Source organism: Paenibacillus sp. NPDC093718, assembly GCF_050279985.1.
In the GTDB taxonomy this organism is placed as follows: domain Bacteria; phylum Bacillota; class Bacilli; order Paenibacillales; family Paenibacillaceae; genus Paenibacillus_AQ.
Genome location: NZ_JBNNUS010000005.1, coordinates 451,285 through 468,817, shown reverse-complemented (window position 1 = coordinate 468,817; position 17,533 = coordinate 451,285). Strand labels below are relative to the sequence as shown.

Annotated in this window: 18 protein-coding genes; 1 reads left to right on the top strand and 17 read right to left on the bottom strand. The window is 49.5% G+C overall.

Going from position 1 to position 17,533, the window contains the following annotated elements; translation table 11 throughout:
• Positions 1 to 71: 71 nt before the first annotated feature.
• The 13 genes from ACQKPA_RS17855 to ACQKPA_RS17795 all read right to left on the bottom strand — a co-directional run bounded on the left by ACQKPA_RS17855 (position 72) and on the right by ACQKPA_RS17795 (position 9,993).
• Positions 72 to 1,196: a CgeB family protein gene (locus ACQKPA_RS17855; RefSeq protein ID WP_427493908.1), complete on the bottom strand. Its 1,125-nt coding sequence runs from the start codon at positions 1,194 to 1,196 to the stop codon at positions 72 to 74.
• A 47-nt stretch (positions 1,197 to 1,243) separates the two neighbouring features.
• A complete protein-coding gene (locus ACQKPA_RS17850; RefSeq protein ID WP_427493907.1) occupies positions 1,244 to 2,335 on the bottom strand; it encodes a CgeB family protein in 1,092 nt (363 codons plus the stop codon).
• 203 nt (positions 2,336 to 2,538) lie between these two features.
• On the bottom strand, positions 2,539 to 2,847 hold the full coding sequence (locus ACQKPA_RS17845; RefSeq protein WP_427493906.1) for a hypothetical protein: 309 nt from the start codon (positions 2,845 to 2,847) through the stop codon (positions 2,539 to 2,541).
• Positions 2,848 to 2,854: 7 nt separating this feature from the next.
• Complete coding sequence (locus ACQKPA_RS17840; RefSeq protein WP_427493905.1) at positions 2,855 to 3,169, bottom strand: hypothetical protein; 315 nt, start codon at positions 3,167 to 3,169, stop codon at positions 2,855 to 2,857.
• Positions 3,166 to 3,480, bottom strand: a complete 315-nt coding sequence (locus tag ACQKPA_RS17835; protein WP_427493904.1) for a hypothetical protein — start codon at positions 3,478 to 3,480, stop codon at positions 3,166 to 3,168. The genes ACQKPA_RS17840 and ACQKPA_RS17835 overlap by 4 nt, the downstream gene beginning before the upstream one ends.
• Before the next feature lie 32 nt (positions 3,481 to 3,512).
• Entirely contained in the window at positions 3,513 to 3,803 is a 291-nt protein-coding gene (locus ACQKPA_RS17830; RefSeq protein WP_071223480.1) for a nucleoside-diphosphate sugar epimerase, read from the bottom strand.
• A 71-nt stretch (positions 3,804 to 3,874) separates the two neighbouring features.
• Positions 3,875 to 4,606, bottom strand: a complete 732-nt coding sequence (locus tag ACQKPA_RS17825; RefSeq protein ID WP_427493903.1) for a glycosyltransferase family A protein — start codon at positions 4,604 to 4,606, stop codon at positions 3,875 to 3,877.
• Positions 4,603 to 5,334, bottom strand: coding sequence for a sugar phosphate nucleotidyltransferase (locus tag ACQKPA_RS17820; protein ID WP_326119840.1), 732 nt, complete (start codon positions 5,332 to 5,334; stop codon positions 4,603 to 4,605). The genes ACQKPA_RS17825 and ACQKPA_RS17820 overlap by 4 nt, the downstream gene beginning before the upstream one ends.
• Positions 5,331 to 6,092 carry a glycosyltransferase family 2 protein gene (locus ACQKPA_RS17815; RefSeq protein ID WP_427493902.1) on the bottom strand — a complete coding sequence of 254 codons (762 nt, stop codon included), beginning with the start codon at positions 6,090 to 6,092 and terminating at the stop codon, positions 5,331 to 5,333. The genes ACQKPA_RS17820 and ACQKPA_RS17815 overlap by 4 nt, the downstream gene beginning before the upstream one ends.
• The gene (locus ACQKPA_RS17810; RefSeq protein WP_427493901.1) at positions 6,089 to 7,024 is read right to left on the bottom strand and encodes a glycosyltransferase family 2 protein; all 936 of its coding nucleotides are present in this window, start codon (positions 7,022 to 7,024) and stop codon (positions 6,089 to 6,091) included. Before ACQKPA_RS17810 ends, ACQKPA_RS17815 begins: the two co-directional genes overlap by 4 nt.
• A 145-nt stretch (positions 7,025 to 7,169) precedes the next feature.
• A complete protein-coding gene (locus ACQKPA_RS17805) occupies positions 7,170 to 8,027 on the bottom strand; it encodes a glycosyltransferase family 2 protein (protein ID WP_427493900.1) in 858 nt (285 codons plus the stop codon).
• Between the two features lie 177 nt (positions 8,028 to 8,204).
• Positions 8,205 to 8,765 (bottom strand): WIAG-tail domain, encoded by a 561-nt coding sequence (locus ACQKPA_RS17800; RefSeq protein ID WP_427493899.1) that lies wholly within the window; start codon positions 8,763 to 8,765, stop codon positions 8,205 to 8,207.
• Positions 8,766 to 8,847: 82 nt separating this feature from the next.
• The gene (locus ACQKPA_RS17795) at positions 8,848 to 9,993 is read right to left on the bottom strand and encodes a glycosyltransferase family 4 protein (protein WP_427493898.1); all 1,146 of its coding nucleotides are present in this window, start codon (positions 9,991 to 9,993) and stop codon (positions 8,848 to 8,850) included.
• Positions 9,994 to 10,284: 291 nt separating this feature from the next.
• On the opposite strand from ACQKPA_RS17795, the gene ACQKPA_RS17790 reads away from it, so the two are divergent.
• On the top strand, positions 10,285 to 11,388 hold the full coding sequence (locus ACQKPA_RS17790) for a YheC/YheD family protein (RefSeq protein WP_427493897.1): 1,104 nt from the start codon (positions 10,285 to 10,287) through the stop codon (positions 11,386 to 11,388).
• A 257-nt stretch (positions 11,389 to 11,645) separates the two neighbouring features.
• Here ACQKPA_RS17790 and ACQKPA_RS17785 read toward each other — a convergent pair whose 3' ends face one another.
• The 4 genes from ACQKPA_RS17785 to ACQKPA_RS17770 all read right to left on the bottom strand — a co-directional run bounded on the left by ACQKPA_RS17785 (position 11,646) and on the right by ACQKPA_RS17770 (position 17,394).
• Entirely contained in the window at positions 11,646 to 14,882 is a 3,237-nt protein-coding gene (locus tag ACQKPA_RS17785; protein WP_427493896.1) for a DUF5704 domain-containing protein, read from the bottom strand.
• Between the two features lie 11 nt (positions 14,883 to 14,893).
• Positions 14,894 to 15,826 carry a stalk domain-containing protein gene (locus ACQKPA_RS17780; protein ID WP_427493895.1) on the bottom strand — a complete coding sequence of 311 codons (933 nt, stop codon included), beginning with the start codon at positions 15,824 to 15,826 and terminating at the stop codon, positions 14,894 to 14,896.
• Positions 15,827 to 16,150: 324 nt separating this feature from the next.
• A complete protein-coding gene (locus ACQKPA_RS17775; protein ID WP_427493894.1) occupies positions 16,151 to 16,549 on the bottom strand; it encodes a helix-turn-helix transcriptional regulator in 399 nt (132 codons plus the stop codon).
• A gap of 113 nt (positions 16,550 to 16,662) precedes the next feature.
• On the bottom strand, positions 16,663 to 17,394 hold the full coding sequence (locus ACQKPA_RS17770) for a hypothetical protein (protein ID WP_427493893.1): 732 nt from the start codon (positions 17,392 to 17,394) through the stop codon (positions 16,663 to 16,665).
• Positions 17,395 to 17,533 lie beyond the last annotated feature (139 nt).

Sequence of the window (17,533 nt, the reverse complement as noted above, 5' to 3'; positions counted from 1 at the left end):
AATATATTAGGGAGACAAAGATACCGCAACGACGCTTGTTCCCCCAACATTCATCTATTTCTGCATACCGCTCATGGGAAGATGATCGAGAACAGCGTGTTCAGCCGATGTGCATAGGTATGCTCCTGAAAAGTTCTCTCCAGTGCACGATGGGCGATATCTTTACGCAGTTGATCGTTCGTAAGGTAATACTCAATCTTCTCCAGCAGTTCACCAGGCGATCGGTACGTCTCAATCTCCACACCCGGCGTGTAAAAGCGCGCCAGATCTGCGCGCTCATCACAGAGTTGAAGCGTACCGCAGGCACTGATCTCAAACGTACGAGGGTTCGGGGAAGCCGCAGGAATATGACCTCTATTTTGATTAATGTCGTCGTCATCTACCGCACGGTGCAGATTGATGATAATCTTGGCACTGTTGTATACGTCTGCCGTTTCCGCCGGGCCCATCCACTTGTTGACCTCGATTCGGTTGTTATATCGCCCATACCCAGGGAACCGTTCCCACCAATTTCCGTTAATAAATGTACGGTGCGCCATCAGTTGATCCATAATGGGTTCAAAGAACTGAATTCGCTTCGGATAGGCTGTACCGACAAAACTGATATCGCGGGTTGCCGCTCCAGGTTTGACGATCGGACGATAATGGCCGGGAAATGCAGCGAATGGCAAATAATGAACCTGAGCGCAGCCCAAGTTCTGATAATGGGCCACACAGTTAAACTCCAGCGTAAACACATAATCATAGTGATGAACCCATCCTATGGTCATATCGGTATAATACGGATCGTCGGTCATCCATACGGCTGTCCGAATCCCCATGGCCCGAACGGCATCCATCTGTTCCACCGGAAGATACATACCGTCCAGCACCAGCACTAGATCCGGCCTGGTGCGGCTTGCTTCCGCTGCTACATCCTGCTTCGCATCCGTCAGCGAAAGCTGACGTACCATGCCATGCAGCGTGCCAATAATCGCCTCATCAATCGGCGAATAGGGAAATCCTTTTCCCGAGCTGACAAACAAGACATGGATATCCCGCACAGGCGGGGTGTATACAATCCGGTTGACGATGCCTTGTGATTTCCCCCGGAAGTACCCTTCATCGTATCCCGCTTGAAGACCGGCATTCCTGCCTTCCCCGTATGCATCGGATACGGCGGACCGACGTAGTCCTGTAACTAAACTTCTAGGCATCCGCTTCGCTCCTCCCTAATATTTGCTTGAACGAAAACAAATCCATCCTATCGATTGGCTTCGATCAAAGTCAGAAGTTCCGGCAGTCGGTGAACATACGTATGTCTTGTCATCGTTGTCTGAAGCGCCCGCTGCGCTATACTTCTGCGCTGATCCTCTTGAGAGAGATAATAGGAAATCTTATGTTTCAATTCCGGAACGGAGCCAAAGGTTTCGATGTCGATTCCTGGCGTATAATACTGGCTGAGATCCTCACGGATATCCGTGATCTGCAGCGTACCGCAAGCATTGATCTCAAAGGTGCGCGGGTTGATCGAACGTCCCGGATAATTCAGGCTGTTGCGGTTATCGTCGCCGCTTTGCGTGGGCCGGTGCAGGTTGATCACAATTTTGGCGCCGTTGTAGAATTTCACGGTTTCAGCAGGCGGAATGAAGCCACTGTACACAAACGGAGAGAGTTCTTTATAACGGACAAGTCGTTCCCAGTAGCCTCCGATAATACGAACCTGCTTCCCTTTCAAGAACGGGGCCAATTCATCAAACAGTGCCGCACGGTTGCGGAACGCGTTGCCGATGAAACAAATGTCAGAACGATATGCCGGCCCTGCCATCGTAGGGGTGAATAGTTCCGGATGAACGCCAAGCGGAAGATAATGCACTTCCTTCACCCCGACGCTTTGATACAATGCAACACAGCTCAGCTCGTGCGTGAACACAACATCAAAGTGCTGTGCCAATTCCGGCGTCTCCTCCGTGAAATAAGGGTCATCCACAAACCAAATGGCCGTCCGGAAGCCAAGGTTCCGGAGCTGATTCATGGAATGGCGAAACCCCTCCGGAAATACGTGCAAGCCGTTCATCACCAGAATGATATCCGGCTTTTGCTGCAGTGCCACCTCCACCACTTGTTCTGGCGGCACCACGATACATTCCCGAACGATTCGGCCAAGACCCTTGACTACCCCTTCATCAATGGACTCAAATCCTTGAGGGACATACAGAATTTTCAGATTGAAATATGGCGAGGGCTCAACTGGAATACGTTCCATCAGCGCACGGCACCCCCCCAAACGGTAACCTTCACTGTAACCTGCCTGGTAGCCCTCCTTCTGACCTGTAAGAAACGATAAGCTCACCATCTTCACCCTGTCTCATATGGGATTTACAAAGGTTCATATAACTATATGCCAAGAGGACGAATGCATCATGGACGATTGTCCCTTGAACCGGGAATTTGGCGTATGCCCTTACGTATCGCCCCCTTGGAAACGGCAAGTGAAAATAAAAAAAGAGCGGTCCTTCACGGATTCGAAACCTTCCGTGAGAGCCGCCCTGTCCGCCTTCATACAGGTGCAGGAGGGATTTGCCCGTCTTCGTAACCCTTCGCAAATCCCGATTTAAATCCTTCGTCATATGCCTGACTATAACCTTGGTTATACGCCTGGGATGAGGCGGGATAGAAAACGCGCCCTCCTCTTCGTAAACGATAGCGGCCTCGAATCCCGCGGCGTTTACGCAAAATCAAGTTTCCGCCTCGACGCCGTCTGGCACCTTTAACAACCTTCAAGCGTCTTACAGCCAAGGATAATCTCTTGCTGCCGGCACGACGTGCACGTCCGCTCTTTCGTAAGCCTTTTATTTTTACTACCATCCTGTCATTAACCTCCCGAGTGCGTGGTTTGTTCCTGGTCAGCTGTACCGTGGCTTGCAATCCTTCCGGCTGCAAGCCATGGGGAAGAAGGATATCCCCGTTTCGTTCGGTTCAGCGGTATGCCTGTCAGCATCTCCGTCATAACCGACTGGTAACCGGTTAGCAGCCGGATATTCTCTGCAAGCTTTTTCGCAGTCACGTCGGAATGGGCCGAGACTTCGGCGATATTCTCCAAAATGCCGGCCAATGCCTCCTGGCTTCTGGCGATAGATGATACCATGGCTACCCTTGCTTCATGTTCCCGGTGGGTGCGTGTAATCATGAATCCGAATCTCCAAAATCAAATTCATCAAAACCTCCGCTTGACGCCTGATCATCGGTACCTAAAGCCACACGCAGATTCCGGCAGAGCCCTGATCCGATTCGGGTCAGTCCTTCAATCTGCTCCACGATTTGCTCATGCATCACCAGCGAATCCTTCAATCCGCCGGCAGAGGGATCCTGCGAAAGCACCCACTCGCGAACTTTTTCAGCTTCGACTGCCTTCCCTTCCAGGATCAGAGAGGTCTCGCGCTGAATGGCTACGGCTGCTTCCAGCATTCGCATCAAAGACTCTTCTTTGCTCACCTGCATTCCCTCCTCTGTCATCCGGTAAGACTACCGGGTTATTCTTCCTCTTGGTCTCTCATTTCCTTTAACACGATCTCCAGGCTATCCGCTGCGGTTTGCTGCAGATCCGCCATGGCGTTCAAATATGACACGATGCTGCGATTGATTTGGGTCGTCTGTCCTCCTGATGATTTCGGTCCTTCAGCGAGCTGAAATTCATATTCAGGAAGAGAATGTATAATTTGAGCCATGCGAACAGCAGCATGGCGCTGAGCTTCCAAAATCCGGGCCAGCTGCTGTTGAGAATGCGAAAGATGCGCTATCATATCATCGATTTTGCTCTCCACGTCGGTACTCCCCTTCACTCTTCTATCAGTTCAGCATATGCGGAAAACGGATTCTCCGTGCAACATTCAAATCATATCTTCCCGCTTGCAAATAGCGATGATGCCTCTATCTGTAATCTCTGTTCCGCGGGTATCCGTTCAAGCCATCTGTGCATATGGTCCTCTGCGGAAAGGATCTCTTCAGTCCACATTCCGATCTCCTCCGGGAGCGTACGTCTGAACAGCAAACAGCTCAATAGACTGGGTGAAGAACTCGGCAGAGCTGACTTCTCCTCATCCACTAATACAGCTCCTAAACCCGTTGCTGCGGAACTGGCGTAGACCATTTTTATAGCAGGCTCACGCTCAAACTCGCACATCAGAACCCCAAGCCAGTTATCCATATGTGGAGGATCGTTGGCCAATATGGCGATATACTCGCCAAGCGAAGCTGAAATCGCCTTATTCACTACGCGGGCTAGATGATCTCCACTATTCCCCTTGATGTGACGCACGACTCCTCTTCGATCATGAATATACTGCCTCGTGTTCGCTGTAGCGCCAGCATCGGCAACAAGCACCTCATAGAGATGGGGAGTCATTGTCTCAATATGCTGTATGACTTGAACCGCTGCATCATGCTGAGAATCCGCAGGGATAATGATGCTCGTTCCTTCGAACGCGCTGCCCCGGTCCTCCTGCCCAAGCCTTAGCCCGAGAGCATAACCGGCCTCATAACCGGCTCGGTAATGCTCGCCCGATACTCCCCCGTCTCGCTGCTCTCCGGCATGGACTGCAGCCCGCACTGCACGCCGTTTTTTCATGGCAATTCATCCTTCATATGCACAGCCGCCTCCTGCAACGATTCAAAGGTGCCGGCATCGCACCACCACTGCTGCAGGATGTCATAGATTAATGTTCCGTTGGCTGCATACAGATTGTTGACATCGGTAATCTCCAATTCTCCTCGTTCTGACGGACTGATTCGGCTGATGATATCAAATACGCTATGGTCATACATATATATTCCCGTCACCGCATGACGGCTCCGGGGATTTACGGGTTTCTCCTCAATGAAAAGCAATTTCCCGCTGCCATCCTCCGCAAATACAGGTACGCCATACCGATGGGGGCTATCCGTAGGACTAAGCAGTACCATAGCCGTACCGGATGGCTGCTGTACATAATGCTGAATGAACGGCTTTAAATCATCCTGAAACAGGTTATCCCCCAGCAGAACAACGAATTTTTCACCGTGAGGTATAAATCCTTTCGCCAGCTCCAACGCCTCCGCAATTCCGCCTGCCTGCTCCTGCACCTTATAGGTCAAATTGACACCAAAGCTCCGTCCGTTCTCCAAATATTCGGCGTACAGGCCAACCGATTTGGAGCCGGTAATCAATAAAATGTCATCGATGCCCGCCTGATGCAGCTTGTGGATTCCATATGCAATCATCGGATGCTTTCCTACCGGAAGCAGGTGCTTATTCATATATTTCGTCAGCGGAAGTAGTCGGGTGCCGTTCCCCCCTGCCAGCAATACGCCCTTCATGATGCGTCACCTCTCTCCTCGATGAATTGTAATGGGTCTACATTCCACTTCTCTACAAACCGTCTCCGGTTTCGTTCAATCAACTCCTGGAATCCGCTCGGGAACCGGGTTCGAAAGCTTGCACTCCCTTCATGGTGCACCAGCACATTCCCTGCCACTACCAGCTTGAACCCTGCAAGGCGAGCGCGATAGCAGTAATCATCATCCTCATAGTGTCCGGGCGAGAACATCTCATCCAGGTAACCCACCCGATCCATGACCGTGCGCTTAAACAAATAACATAACCCCACGATACGATTCACTTCGTGCCACAGTGCCGAATTCGGTACATTCCAACGTTCTGCCTCCTGGATGTAGCCTGCTCTGTCCGTATAACCTACCTTCACCTGCTGAATACCGCTTGCGTAATTCGTTACAGGCCCCACGACCCCGATTTCTTCCTTGCTGTATAACGCTTCTTGCAATAACGTCAGCCACCGCGGCGAAACAAAAACATCATTGTTCAGCAGCAATAATTGATCTCCCAAAGCCAACCGGAGGCCATGGTTACACGCGATGGGGAAACCGGTGTTTTCCGGCAGCGAGACAAGCAAAAGCCCTTCCCGTACACAATATTCACCGGTTCCATCCCGCGAGCCATTGTCCACCACAATAATCTCGTAGGGGACATCGGTATATGCCCGGATATGCTCCACACAGGTACGGAGCAGATGCAGTCCGTTATACGTGGGAATAATAATACTCGTTAGTCCGCTCATAGGCTGTTCCTCCGTAAGGCTAATTCCGTCCGTGACACCTCTCCCCATTGAAGGCGCCCGCCAAGGTTTTTCATCGTTTCTCCCAGGGCTTCGATATGATCGCCAATGATCAGCTTTGCCACTGGATTGTCCTTGCCGCGATTCGTTTTCCTTCGCCGGTTTACGCTCAAAACATCCACGGTCTGTACCGCTTCAATCCGAAGCCCCTGTCTTATGGCCAACGTCTGGGCTCTGGGAGGGACTGAAAGATTCGCACAACCGATACTCTCCAGCGCCTGTCTTGTCATCGCATGGGGAACAGCTGTCAGCGAATTGGCCTCCAGATCGTCACGTCCCAGCATGCGGTTGAGAAATGTTTTGCAGCGGGTAACTTCATCTTGGCGGCCAAATTCCGGCAGCAATGGCATGATATCATTCAATGCCACATCCACTCCGCGATCTGCCGCAACCAGATAGGAACTCAACTTCTCCGCAGGCACCGGCATATCCCCGTCCATGAACAGAACGATGTCCCCGGTGCTCATCTTCGCTCCCAAGGCACGGGCCACATCATGCCCCAGCCGCTCGGGAATGTGGATCACCGTAACGCCTTCAAATGCACGCGCTGCCGCGTACGTATGATCATGGCTCCCATTCTCGACAACGATGATTTCATGAAATGGAAGCCGTTTTAGCTCTCGCAGCACCATCGGAATGGAACCCGCTTCGTTGCAGGCGGACACGATAACGGAAGCACGCCCGTTTAGAGGCGGCAGCAGTGGTGCCGGAATCGACTGCCTGGAACCTCTGGCGTATCCTCGTCGGAACGCTTCCGCTACCCCCGGCAGGACGTGATAGAGTTGGTGCTGGGGGATTCCGCTGGAAGCCAGCCATTGACCCAAGGCCATGGAAACATCCCTTTTGGAGGCGGCTCCTCGTCTTCTCCCGGACATACCTCCCGCACTCAGCGCGAGCCGTTCCCAACGGCTGCTCCGTGTTAAACGGTATGCCAGCACCCGTGAGGAACCTTTCCTTATGCGTCTTCGGCCTTTAGATCCTGATCGACTTATTTTTTTATGAATCCGTCTTTGCACGTGCTCACCTCACCACGCTCCGTCTTCGTCCACCATCGTGATACCCGCCCCGGATACCACGCTCTGCAATCACGGCTTCCAGTGCTTCCAAATGATCGCCAAGCACCAGCATTTCCAGCGGATCTCCGCCCGGGATTCGACCGGGATTCAAGCGTCCAACCTCCACGCCATAGACCGCCTCCACACGCAGCCCCCGGTTCACCGCAGCCGCTTGTGCTTTCGGCGGAATGGACAGCTCACTTGGACCGATTGTCTCCAGCGCCCGACGGCTTAAGGCATGCGGCACAGCTGTCATGGACGCGCCTCGCAAATCAGATCTTCCCAGCATCGAATTTAATGTATATTTCGCAAGAATAACCCGGTGAACCGGCTGCCGTTCGATAGGGCCGGTATAATCGTTCAAGGCCACGTCAACGCCGGATTGAACTGCCTGCACGAAAGGCCTTAACTCACCGGAGGGAATCACCATATCGCTGTCTGTAAAAAGAAGAATTCGCCCTTTAGCTGCTTCTGCGCCCACACTTCGTCCCACATCGTGTCCCAGTGGCTCCGCAAAAGACAACACCTTGGCTCCCATCCGTTCTGCGACAGCTGCGGTCTGATCCTTGCACCCGTTCGCAACAACGATAACCTCTGTTTCGGGATGAACCGCCCGCGCCTCTGCTATGACCGCGGAAATCTTACCGGCTTCATTCATAGCGGGAATAATGACAGACACGCAAGGATGGGGATGATTCTCCCGTGGAATCTGTGGCTCCATAGGACGGTAGGCGGTAGGAATAGCGGGTGGCTGCAACGATTCCCTGGAAGGATGCCGAGAAACCGACCTTCTTCGGGACCTTAACCGCTGCACATTGCGCATACTTGCACTCCTCCTCCCTTGTAACGGTCACTTGCTCCTTGGCAATCTATCCTATTGTATGTTTGCTCTTCTTCACCGTAACGGCATATGTACGGTTTCGCCCCAACGCTTATCCCCATCCGCTATCTGTACATACAAAAAGGGCGGGGAGTATACTCCCTGCCCTTTTTTACGATTCTATTGCCCGCCTATTGCTATCCATGATAACCATCCGGCTGCAAGCGGATTGCCTGCGGACCTTGTGATGCCGACCATCGCCTGAAGCTCATTCCGTGACTTGACCCCCGCTTGAAACCCGGGGTCGCTGCATGATACCACCATGACATAATTTCCATCGGCATAAGGGGACTGGAGTGAGACGGCAACATCGATGGTGTCCACGCCTTCAGGAAACACGAACGGTATATCGCCAAACTGCTGCATTAACGGCCTGTCAGGCATCCCTTGTACCGGATTAAAGCTCAAATGCGCCAAGTCCACCGAATGGCTTGCAATTTTAGAGGAAGTAATCGATTCAGGGGATAAGTGAATGCTATATACAGAATAGTCTTCAATCGCCTCGCTTCTTACACTGCGATGTCGAAGATGAGCCGCGCCAATCGTATCATCGGCCAATTCATACTCGGCCGTACCGCCACGATCAATGCCCGTTCTGTACGCGGATGTCTTGAGACGGCCAGGATATCGCCGGTACGGTCTCTTCCCTCTTCCCCTGGTGATCCTTCTGGCTTTGTTCACTGTCGGCTCTCTCCTCTGCTTCTAATCGTTACTTCATCCTATTCGGCAAGGGGGGCGCCTGCCACTGTTCCATCGGTTATCCTCAGATGGTTTGCATCAAATGAACCCAACGCTCGGCCGTATGGTCCCATCTGAAGCGCTGCCGCACCGTTTCGCGACCGGCCATTCCGATCTGTCTGCGGAGATTTTCGTCCTGCAGCAGATTGTTAATCCGCTGCGCAAGTCCGGCTGGAAAATCATCGCTTTGCACCAAATATCCCGTCACTCCGTTTTCCACAATTTCCGGAATTCCTCCGGCACTTGAAGCGATGACCGGCACGCCTGCTGCCATGGCTTCGACATTCACGAGTCCAAACGCCTCCCTAGGTGCAGACGGAACAACCACGATGTCTGCAAGCGAATACCAATCCGCAATAGCCGGGTATGGCACAAAGGGGCGAAAGTTTACCCAATGTTGGTAGGGTCTTGCAGCTTTTTTCAATTCCCGCACATAGGCGGTTTCGCGATCCGATCCGTATCCGGCACTCCCGATAATGAGCAGCAGTACATCCGGATGCTTATCGATGATCTGCGGCAGTGCTTCCAGCAGATGGTGAACGCCTTTATCCGGAATAAGTCGTCCGGCAAACAGGATGATGCGCCGCCCGCTCCATCCGTAATGAGCAAGTCGGGCTTCCCGCAATGCCTTGGCTGCCGGGCTGAAGGGCGGGGTAAAATGCTCCAGACTGACTCCGAGATGATTGATCGTAATTTTATCCGACAGCTCCGGATGCCTTATCGTGATATCTTCCAGCAAAAAACGGCTGTTCACCACGATGCCGTCCATCCATCTGGCAATGTTCCCAAACCGCTGCTCGCTCATATACGGAGGCGATATAAAGGTATTGGAATGGAGATTAAGTACAGTCTTTACATCGGGGAGATGCATCTTCAGACGCTGAGCTAACAGCGGGCGATTGTGTACTTCGATAATATCCGGTCTCCATTTTTGAAGCCTCCGCAGCAGGGAAGGATAATAATTCGCTCCCGATGGCAGGCGGTAACATGGAACGCCGTTGATCGTGTCTTTAGAAGGGAGTCCTTTTCCAAGCACTCCAAATATGCGCACATCCATGGCTCCCTGTGCCAATGGAATGGTCTGCTCCACTACACGCTCGACAGAGCTGCTCCTCCCCGAAGGAATCACAAAAGACCCCGGCGTCACAACGGCCACCTTCCGCAAACCCATAACTCCACACCCTTCTCACAACTTATCTATATGAAAAACCCCTACTGATATATCATAGGTACCCATCCCCTTGATACCAGCAGTGTTTCATTGCCCTAATTCAAAAAAGCGCATCCCTGTCATGTGTATGGCCGGATACCTTAACATATACCGAATCAGGGGTTATTGGTGACTAATCTACGATAAAGAATAGGCCAACCACGGGCGACACCCGTCCACCCGGGACAAACTTCCTCCTGCATACGATGTGGTACAAAGACTCCATGATCTGTGGTAACAAGGAGGATGACCATGCATCCGGAATTTGTCGGCATTCTGCTCAACAACAACACGTATCGCAGAATTTCCAGCGGGAGAATCGGCACTGAATCACTGGCTAACTATGAAGAAGCCGCTGCCATGTACGGGCTGGTTCCTTGTTTTTTTACCATTCATCATATTTCATTGGATACCGGAAAGGCGACAGGATATATACCCATTCCATCCGGGTACCGCCGTGTCCACATTCCCATTCCGCGCGCCATCCATATGCGCGCCATCTACCACAACCGACGTGAACTCAAGCGGATCGACGATCTGATCAAACAAGGAATCTTTGTGTTTAACGGCCGTACGCGCTACGGCAAGGATACGATACACCATATGCTGGAACAGGATCCGGGATTAACGAATGCCTTACCGCATACGGTAAAGGCTACGCCCATCTCCATTCGATCCATGTTAAGCCAACATGGTGACCTCGTTTTAAAACCATGCAGCGGCAGCATCGGCATCGGCATTATGCGGCTAAAAAGCAGTTCCGGTCACAGCCAACTGACGTATTCCCGCTCCTCCCCTTCGGCTAAAGGATGGAGAACTGTAACATTGGCCGAGGGAAAGCTTCATCCGCTAATCTACCAGAGAATCAGACGTGCGCCCTTTCTGGCACAGGAGCGCATCCCGCTGGCAGAATACAGGGGGCGTCCCTTTGACATCAGGGTCACCGTGCAGCGGGGAGGCAGCGGCAGCTGGGAAATCGCGGGCATGTTCGCCAAAACCTCGCCGCCTCAAACCTTTGTCTCCAACATCGCGCAGGGGGGCTCCGCCTATCAGGTACCGGACATTCTAACACGCTGCATGCCGAATGCCCCTGTTGGAGAAACCCTCGAGCGTATTGCGGAATTCTCACTGCATATCGCCCGCATCCTGTCCCTGTTTATTCCGTATGCTGCCGATTTTGGACTGGATATCGGTATTACCCAAGATGGAAGGCTCTATTTCATTGAGTGCAACGGCTGCGATCAACGGTATGGTTTCCTGGAGGCCGGGATGGGAGAGGCCTGGAAGAACTCGTATCGGAATCCGATGGCTTTTGTCCGCCATCTCTACGATAACGATGCCTGGCCCTCGTATTAGATAAGCCGAATGCGTTGGCGTTGACGCGTACGGTTTGATCCCGATACGGGATACACCGCCCCTTGTCTGTATCGAACCCTAATCCTCTAGTAAACAGTGTAGCCGTGAATCAACAGAGCTTTTTCATTGCAAGCACAGCGAGCACAACCCAAAAACAGCCACCGCCTTTGAGAATACTCAGGCGTGGCTGTTTTGGTGTTGTTACGGGTAAGGATTAGGGATCATCCACTTTAGCATAAGGAGGTCAGGTGAAAACTTTAATGAGGCACCTGAGATTTAAAATCCCCTTTGCTGGACTGATCGGCATGATAGAGTATGACATCCCCGTCCATCAGAGAAAACCGCTTACCATACGGATCGTTATACGTGCGGCTGTACCCTTCAAGCTGCCATTGATTCATGAGTGGGCCATGAATATATTGCAAATGGGGTTTGGCCGTATTGCCCTCCCGGATCGTCTCGATGTTGAAATTGACCACGATATACCCTTTTTTGAGAAAAATCGAGGATTTCTCGTCCAGGCGGTTCGTCCGTCCATAAGCGGCCAGGTCGATTCCTTTCTTCACCACATACACGTCGGCAGGAAGACTGTATTCACCATACCAGCGCTGTACAGCCGCGTTGGCCCGCTCCGTGTCAACGGAGGCTGGCAATCCTGACTTCGGACCGATCAGTGTGCGTATTTCGAATGGAAGCAGCATCCAGTCGAGCCGACCTACCCAGGTCTTGCTTTTGCTGATCTTCTCCAAGTACTGCTTCATGTAGGCTGCCGCGGACATTCCCGCCGGGGCTCCGCCGCGGTTGTACAAATACGAAGCGGTATCCTTCAGCTCGTCTTGCGGAACATTGCGCAGCCTTTCATTCAGGATGACATAACGCTTCTCCGTATCCTGCGGGGAACCGATCCGAATGAACTTCCGGTTTCCGCTGTGGTAATACAGATCAACGGGCTGCCGTCCGCTGCCGTCCTGATTAACAAAATAAAAGCTCGGGGTAATTGAAATGCCGTCTTGTAAACCAAACATATTGCCCTTCGTCTTCAAATCGAATTTGAAATGGTAGCCTGTCTTTACGGCCGCATTCTTATATCCCTGTGCCGGATGCTTGCCCGGTGCGATGGGAAGTGTATACGGCAGCACGTTCCCGCGTGCTCCACCGTCAATATCGCGAAGTCCTGTCCAATAGGATGCGCCGCTTGGCGCCGAATTCCCTTTTTGTTTGCGGAAGACCGTCTCCCAGTTATAATCGGCAATATCCGTGATATGGAAATCATATACGCGACCGATCACTTCAACCGGTTCTATATCCGTAGCCACATGGTGAGCCAAATCCAGGTTCGCGCTGGGCTGCGTAGTGAATTCGGATGGAGCGTTCTCCGCAATCGTACGGAAATATACCTGATAATCCCCCTCATCCACCCATACCGGCAGGAAAAACTCCGTGTCCAGCTGAGCCGTCGGGATTGTAATCCAGGTGTCTTTTGGATAAAAGGTGCGCCTGTCACTGCTGTAGACATCGAACGGAAAATACACCTGCTTCGATCTTACATACTTCGCATAGTCCCGGTCTCCGTATCCCTGGATGTTCCGATGCTGACCCGAGGTAGGGATGCGAACCGTAAACGGCCGATCCAAGATGAATGCAGAGCGGTTCGGGTTCGGGGTCGTCTTCTGATTGTGGGCCTGATCATCCGTCACCGACGAATAATTGACTACCGGCGTATGGACGGTGACGGTGTTAATGGCGTGAATCGGAAATGATTGATTAGATCCGCCATTAATGTTGCCGGGTAATAAACCATATTGAATTGTACCTGCGCTTGTTGTATTTGCCCTGTTAACCTTATCACTACTAATCAAATTATTGGGCTTGTACAGCACATTGTCACTAATATGTGTGGGAGCGGGGATACTGCCCGGTGTAGGCCCTTTTTCCGGTGTTCGATTCGAATTCATAATGGTAGATCCGTTAAAAATTAGAGAGTCATTCGTGACCTCGACTATTTCTACAGCATTCTCAGCTACACTCTGCAGATTCTCACTTGGCGGGGAAGGTTTTGTCTTATATGAATTTCCTCCGTAAGAGCCTGATGGAGCTACAATGGGATCAGGTGGGGATGGAGGATAAAACGCTCCAGATGCACTGGCTGTAAACTGAGGTGGCTGGTACCCTTGCGGATAAATTGTAATTTGCTCACCTGGTAGTGCGTAATTCCTTAGAATCCCCTGATCGATCTTATAAACTTCGAGATTATCAATCACCCAGTAAGAATATGGCCTTTCCACGGTGTATCGTTCCGTTACCTTCTCCTCGGCTTGTTGTGGATCAGGAACCGTTGTAGGATTACCGCTTGGATCATTTGGTCCTGGTTTTCCTGGGTCCCAATACAAGGTCCATGTTTTTTCTACATTCACTTTAAAGGAACAGACACCTGTCATGTTTACAAATGTATTCTGATACAGGTAATTGCGAGCCAAGATATTACCATATAAACTTTCAGACGTCGGTATTCCTTGCAAAACATCAAAACGTTCACTTCCACGCTGGTCAGCGAGAATCTTCGCTGTGACCACCGGATCCATGTAACGACCATTCATTTTCGTCCCTGGAGAAGGTCTCGTGCAAGAGGCCTCAGGTGGGTCAGGGTTGGGAGGCGGTTTATCGGTCTCATAGTAAAAAAATAGATAATATGTCGGGAATGAGCCATCATAAGTAAACCGGTTAGGGTCACCAGGTGTTATTGATCCACCACTCGGGGCTGAGACAGTGCTTTTCTTGTGTCCAACATATGTATAATCTGCATTCCCAGGAGTATGAGTAAAAAAGTATGGACTGTTCTTCTCTAATAATTCTTCACGGTCTGTAAAGCCCGGTGTACCGTTCAGCGAACGACCTGTAGTTGTGTAATGTTTTATAATGGCGTTACCTACTTCGGGTTCTAGTTCGATTGTGAAAAGGATCGGGAAGTAATAACGGAGCCCTTTGACATTCACATTTTGCTCTTCTTTAGTTGTCTCAAGAGGATCATCTGCTTTTAAATCTCCTATGACATGTACATTAAAAGATACATTGTCCGTTCCTAATCCTCCAATATTCCCTTTAATAGTAGGCGTATATTTTTTACTAACGTTCGGAACCCTCTGATCCCATGTTTCTTGCTGATAACGAGAACGAAAATATAGATCCCTACCATCTGGATCAGTCATATCAGGATTGAATTTTTCTACAGATACACTTTTAATCTTTCGGTTAGGAATATCGAATGAATACGGAAAATCCATAGATTTATTTGGTTGGTTCTCGTATCCTTCCGGCGTCCAAGTTTGTCCATCTGAATAGCGCCAAATCTCATAAGTAAACATTCCAACAAAATAATGTACATTGCGATTGCTTGGCTTCGGTGTTGTAGGAAGAGCAGCATAGACACTTTGAATAATAAGAACTTTTATAGTCAACATAATTATTAATACATAAAGAATTCTCTTTTTTCCCATATGGTTACCATTCACTTAAAAGGATTCTTAAGCAAAGTTAATGATTCTGTACCCATCTGAAAACCAATATATTCAGCTTTATTTAGATTGAATTGATTATAGTTGATATCATTATTGACTATTTGATCATACTCGCTAGTAGTTTTATAGGTTCGAATAATCGTTTTATCTGATTGCTTAATCGGATCCGCAGAATTTCGATAACGAGGAAGTTCTCCTTGTTGTAGGTAGTAGATTGGGCCAAGTCCTGCATCAAATCGGATTCTAATTGATTGGTAATCTCCGAACATCACTGGCCATAAATCGTAAACTATAAATCGATCTATTCTTAATGGCAGATCATCAATAGTAAATATTCGAACATCCTTTTTCCCATCTATCAAGTGCGTTTTTGATCCAAACATTTTCACAAAATCATTGTTCAGATTCGATTTTTTCACACTCGCTACTTCCGTTATATCTGGAACTTCCTTTGAACCAATCCAAACCCAATTACCAACCTTATCCCAGTTTACTGGTACTCCAAGATTCTCGCTTACAAATCTTAATGGCACATAAGTGCGCCCTTTAACAGCTTTAGCAGCCGTATCCATAGTGACACTTTTACCGTTTACAATGGCCTCTTTACTCCCTAAGGTAAGGGCAATCGATTTTCCATCTTTCATATAAGTAACAGTTTTACCACTAAAGCCGATTTCTGCCTTTAAAGCTTCACCGATACCTCTGAGTGGCACTTGCACCCGGCCATTTTCAAAGACAGGATCTCCGCCTTGAAACTTCACCTTTCTTCCATCCACCAAAACTGCTAATTTAGGACCTCCAACAGCACTATCTGCCTCAACAGGAATAGGATCGTATAACCCGAGCCATGTCATACTAATCAAAGCTATAACCAATAGCTTTATATTCCATTTTCTTACCTTGTTAGTTACCTCTTTCTTCATGAATATCCTCCTATACAAGTTGTGGAATAAACCTATGCTATTGCTCCATATCTCCTTCCTACGCCCTTGCTTAGGGACATCAACCGCCGTCTCTCACAATTACACATCGATGACATTTTTGGATGAATGAGAGAAATTATAGTTATATTATCATATAATCATCTATTTTGGTATAATATTCCTATCCTGATTCTAATTTACTACTATATTCGCATCTCCACATGAGAATAATTAATTCCCCATAAACTAATAAAAACCTCGACGATAGTCACATGAAGATGTGTCCTTTCGTTCGAGGTTTAATTGTTACACGTAGTGGTACCGTTATAAACCGATGGAGGATTCATCCCGGTCCCCGGCCTGAATTTCTGCTTTTTCCGCGCTTTGCTTATATACAGCAGCCAATACCTTCTCATAAGCGCTTTCAAATTCATCGGGCAGCATCGGTTTGATTTGCTCCAATATGGTCAATAGCTTAAATAACGCCTGTACCTCCTCTTCCGTTAAACCAAGCGGGTACATTGCAAAATGCCCGATAAATGTGTAGCCTCGGCCTCGGCCTTGGTGAGTGATGGGAATATGCATGGCGCTGAGGGCATCCATATCCCGATAAATGGTTCTTTCGCTGGTTCCACAGCGTTCGGCAAGCTCTCGAGCCAGTATACCTGGTCTTGCTTGTACAAGGGTAATGATTCTCATTAGTCGGATCAGTCGGTCTGTCATATGGCATTCTCCCTATCTTTCTAGTAAATTAGACATATTTTTCTTGACTGCTAAATAGTACATTCGACCCTGAAATCATTTTTCCTTTTTTATATACAGATTCTTCATTCCAGTTAATCTTTAAGTCTAAAGTCCCTCTTCCTGTTCGCATTTTCAGAAGATAATTGCCGATATGTATCCAGATACAATCCAATTAGTTGATAAAGGGTCTCTGCCTCCCTCAAATAATCCGCGTCCCGAAATCGGATTGCGTATAAAAGCATCTCATCTGCCTGTCTACGAATCATTTCTTCTCCTCGAGCCAACTTCCCCCGTTCCAGCTCTCTTCTTGCTTGCTCCAGAATGGAAGCATTCTGGTATAACTTCAGCACCTTCTCAACGCGATCATCTGCCCTCCGGTATTTCAATGCCGTATGATTGCTAAATTGAAGCGGAATCGTTCGAGACGGCTGCAAGACGACCTTCTGCTTCTGAACATCCATATAGGTCCATAGAGCGGTAATAATGGGATACACCCCTGATTGCCTGGCTCCGACACTCAGCTCAAGAACCAGCTGTTTGGATCTCCCTTCCGACAATGAACCTAAAGACAACGAAATGTTGCGATCATTCAATATCTCGCCATGGCATCCATACATATGTTCCACTTGAACGCGTTCCCCTAATTGAAGGTGTAATTGGACATCTTCAGCCATGCGTTGATTAAAGCCATGAGACTGCTTTTTTTGCGTTAACACACCAGCCCTCCACTCGATCAGCAGAAAGACCTGACTGGTGCCCCCAGCGAATACATGGCTGTGGCTCCATGTAAAATCCGAAAACAAGCCAGACTGCAATACATCCACCTCTTTCCTCTTCTTCTAATAATGTACCAATACAGATGGACATCTTACTGTCACGGAACATATGTTCTTAATATGAATTCGACAAAAAAAGACCACAGCCCTAGCAGCTGCGGTCTTTTGGATAAACTGATTTTTGTCA

Coding starts and splice junctions, on each gene's coding strand:
- ACQKPA_RS17810 (WP_427493901.1), bottom strand. CDS start 7,024: ATGTCCGGGAGAAGACGAGGAGCCGCCTCCAAAAGGGATGTTTCCATG.
- ACQKPA_RS17790 (WP_427493897.1), top strand. CDS start 10,285: ATGCATCCGGAATTTGTCGGCATTCTGCTCAACAACAACACGTATCGC.
- ACQKPA_RS17850 (WP_427493907.1), bottom strand. CDS start 2,335: ATGGTGAGCTTATCGTTTCTTACAGGTCAGAAGGAGGGCTACCAGGCA.
- ACQKPA_RS17835 (WP_427493904.1), bottom strand. CDS start 3,480: ATGCAGGTGAGCAAAGAAGAGTCTTTGATGCGAATGCTGGAAGCAGCC.
- ACQKPA_RS17775 (WP_427493894.1), bottom strand. CDS start 16,549: ATGACAGACCGACTGATCCGACTAATGAGAATCATTACCCTTGTACAA.
- ACQKPA_RS17815 (WP_427493902.1), bottom strand. CDS start 6,092: ATGAGCGGACTAACGAGTATTATTATTCCCACGTATAACGGACTGCAT.
- ACQKPA_RS17795 (WP_427493898.1), bottom strand. CDS start 9,993: ATGGGTTTGCGGAAGGTGGCCGTTGTGACGCCGGGGTCTTTTGTGATT.
- ACQKPA_RS17820 (WP_326119840.1), bottom strand. CDS start 5,334: ATGAAGGGCGTATTGCTGGCAGGGGGGAACGGCACCCGACTACTTCCG.
- ACQKPA_RS17825 (WP_427493903.1), bottom strand. CDS start 4,606: ATGAAAAAACGGCGTGCAGTGCGGGCTGCAGTCCATGCCGGAGAGCAG.
- ACQKPA_RS17785 (WP_427493896.1), bottom strand. CDS start 14,882: ATGGGAAAAAAGAGAATTCTTTATGTATTAATAATTATGTTGACTATA.
- ACQKPA_RS17805 (WP_427493900.1), bottom strand. CDS start 8,027: ATGCGCAATGTGCAGCGGTTAAGGTCCCGAAGAAGGTCGGTTTCTCGG.
- ACQKPA_RS17780 (WP_427493895.1), bottom strand. CDS start 15,826: ATGAAGAAAGAGGTAACTAACAAGGTAAGAAAATGGAATATAAAGCTA.
- ACQKPA_RS17845 (WP_427493906.1), bottom strand. CDS start 2,847: ATGGTAGTAAAAATAAAAGGCTTACGAAAGAGCGGACGTGCACGTCGT.
- ACQKPA_RS17840 (WP_427493905.1), bottom strand. CDS start 3,169: ATGATTACACGCACCCACCGGGAACATGAAGCAAGGGTAGCCATGGTA.
- ACQKPA_RS17855 (WP_427493908.1), bottom strand. CDS start 1,196: ATGCCTAGAAGTTTAGTTACAGGACTACGTCGGTCCGCCGTATCCGAT.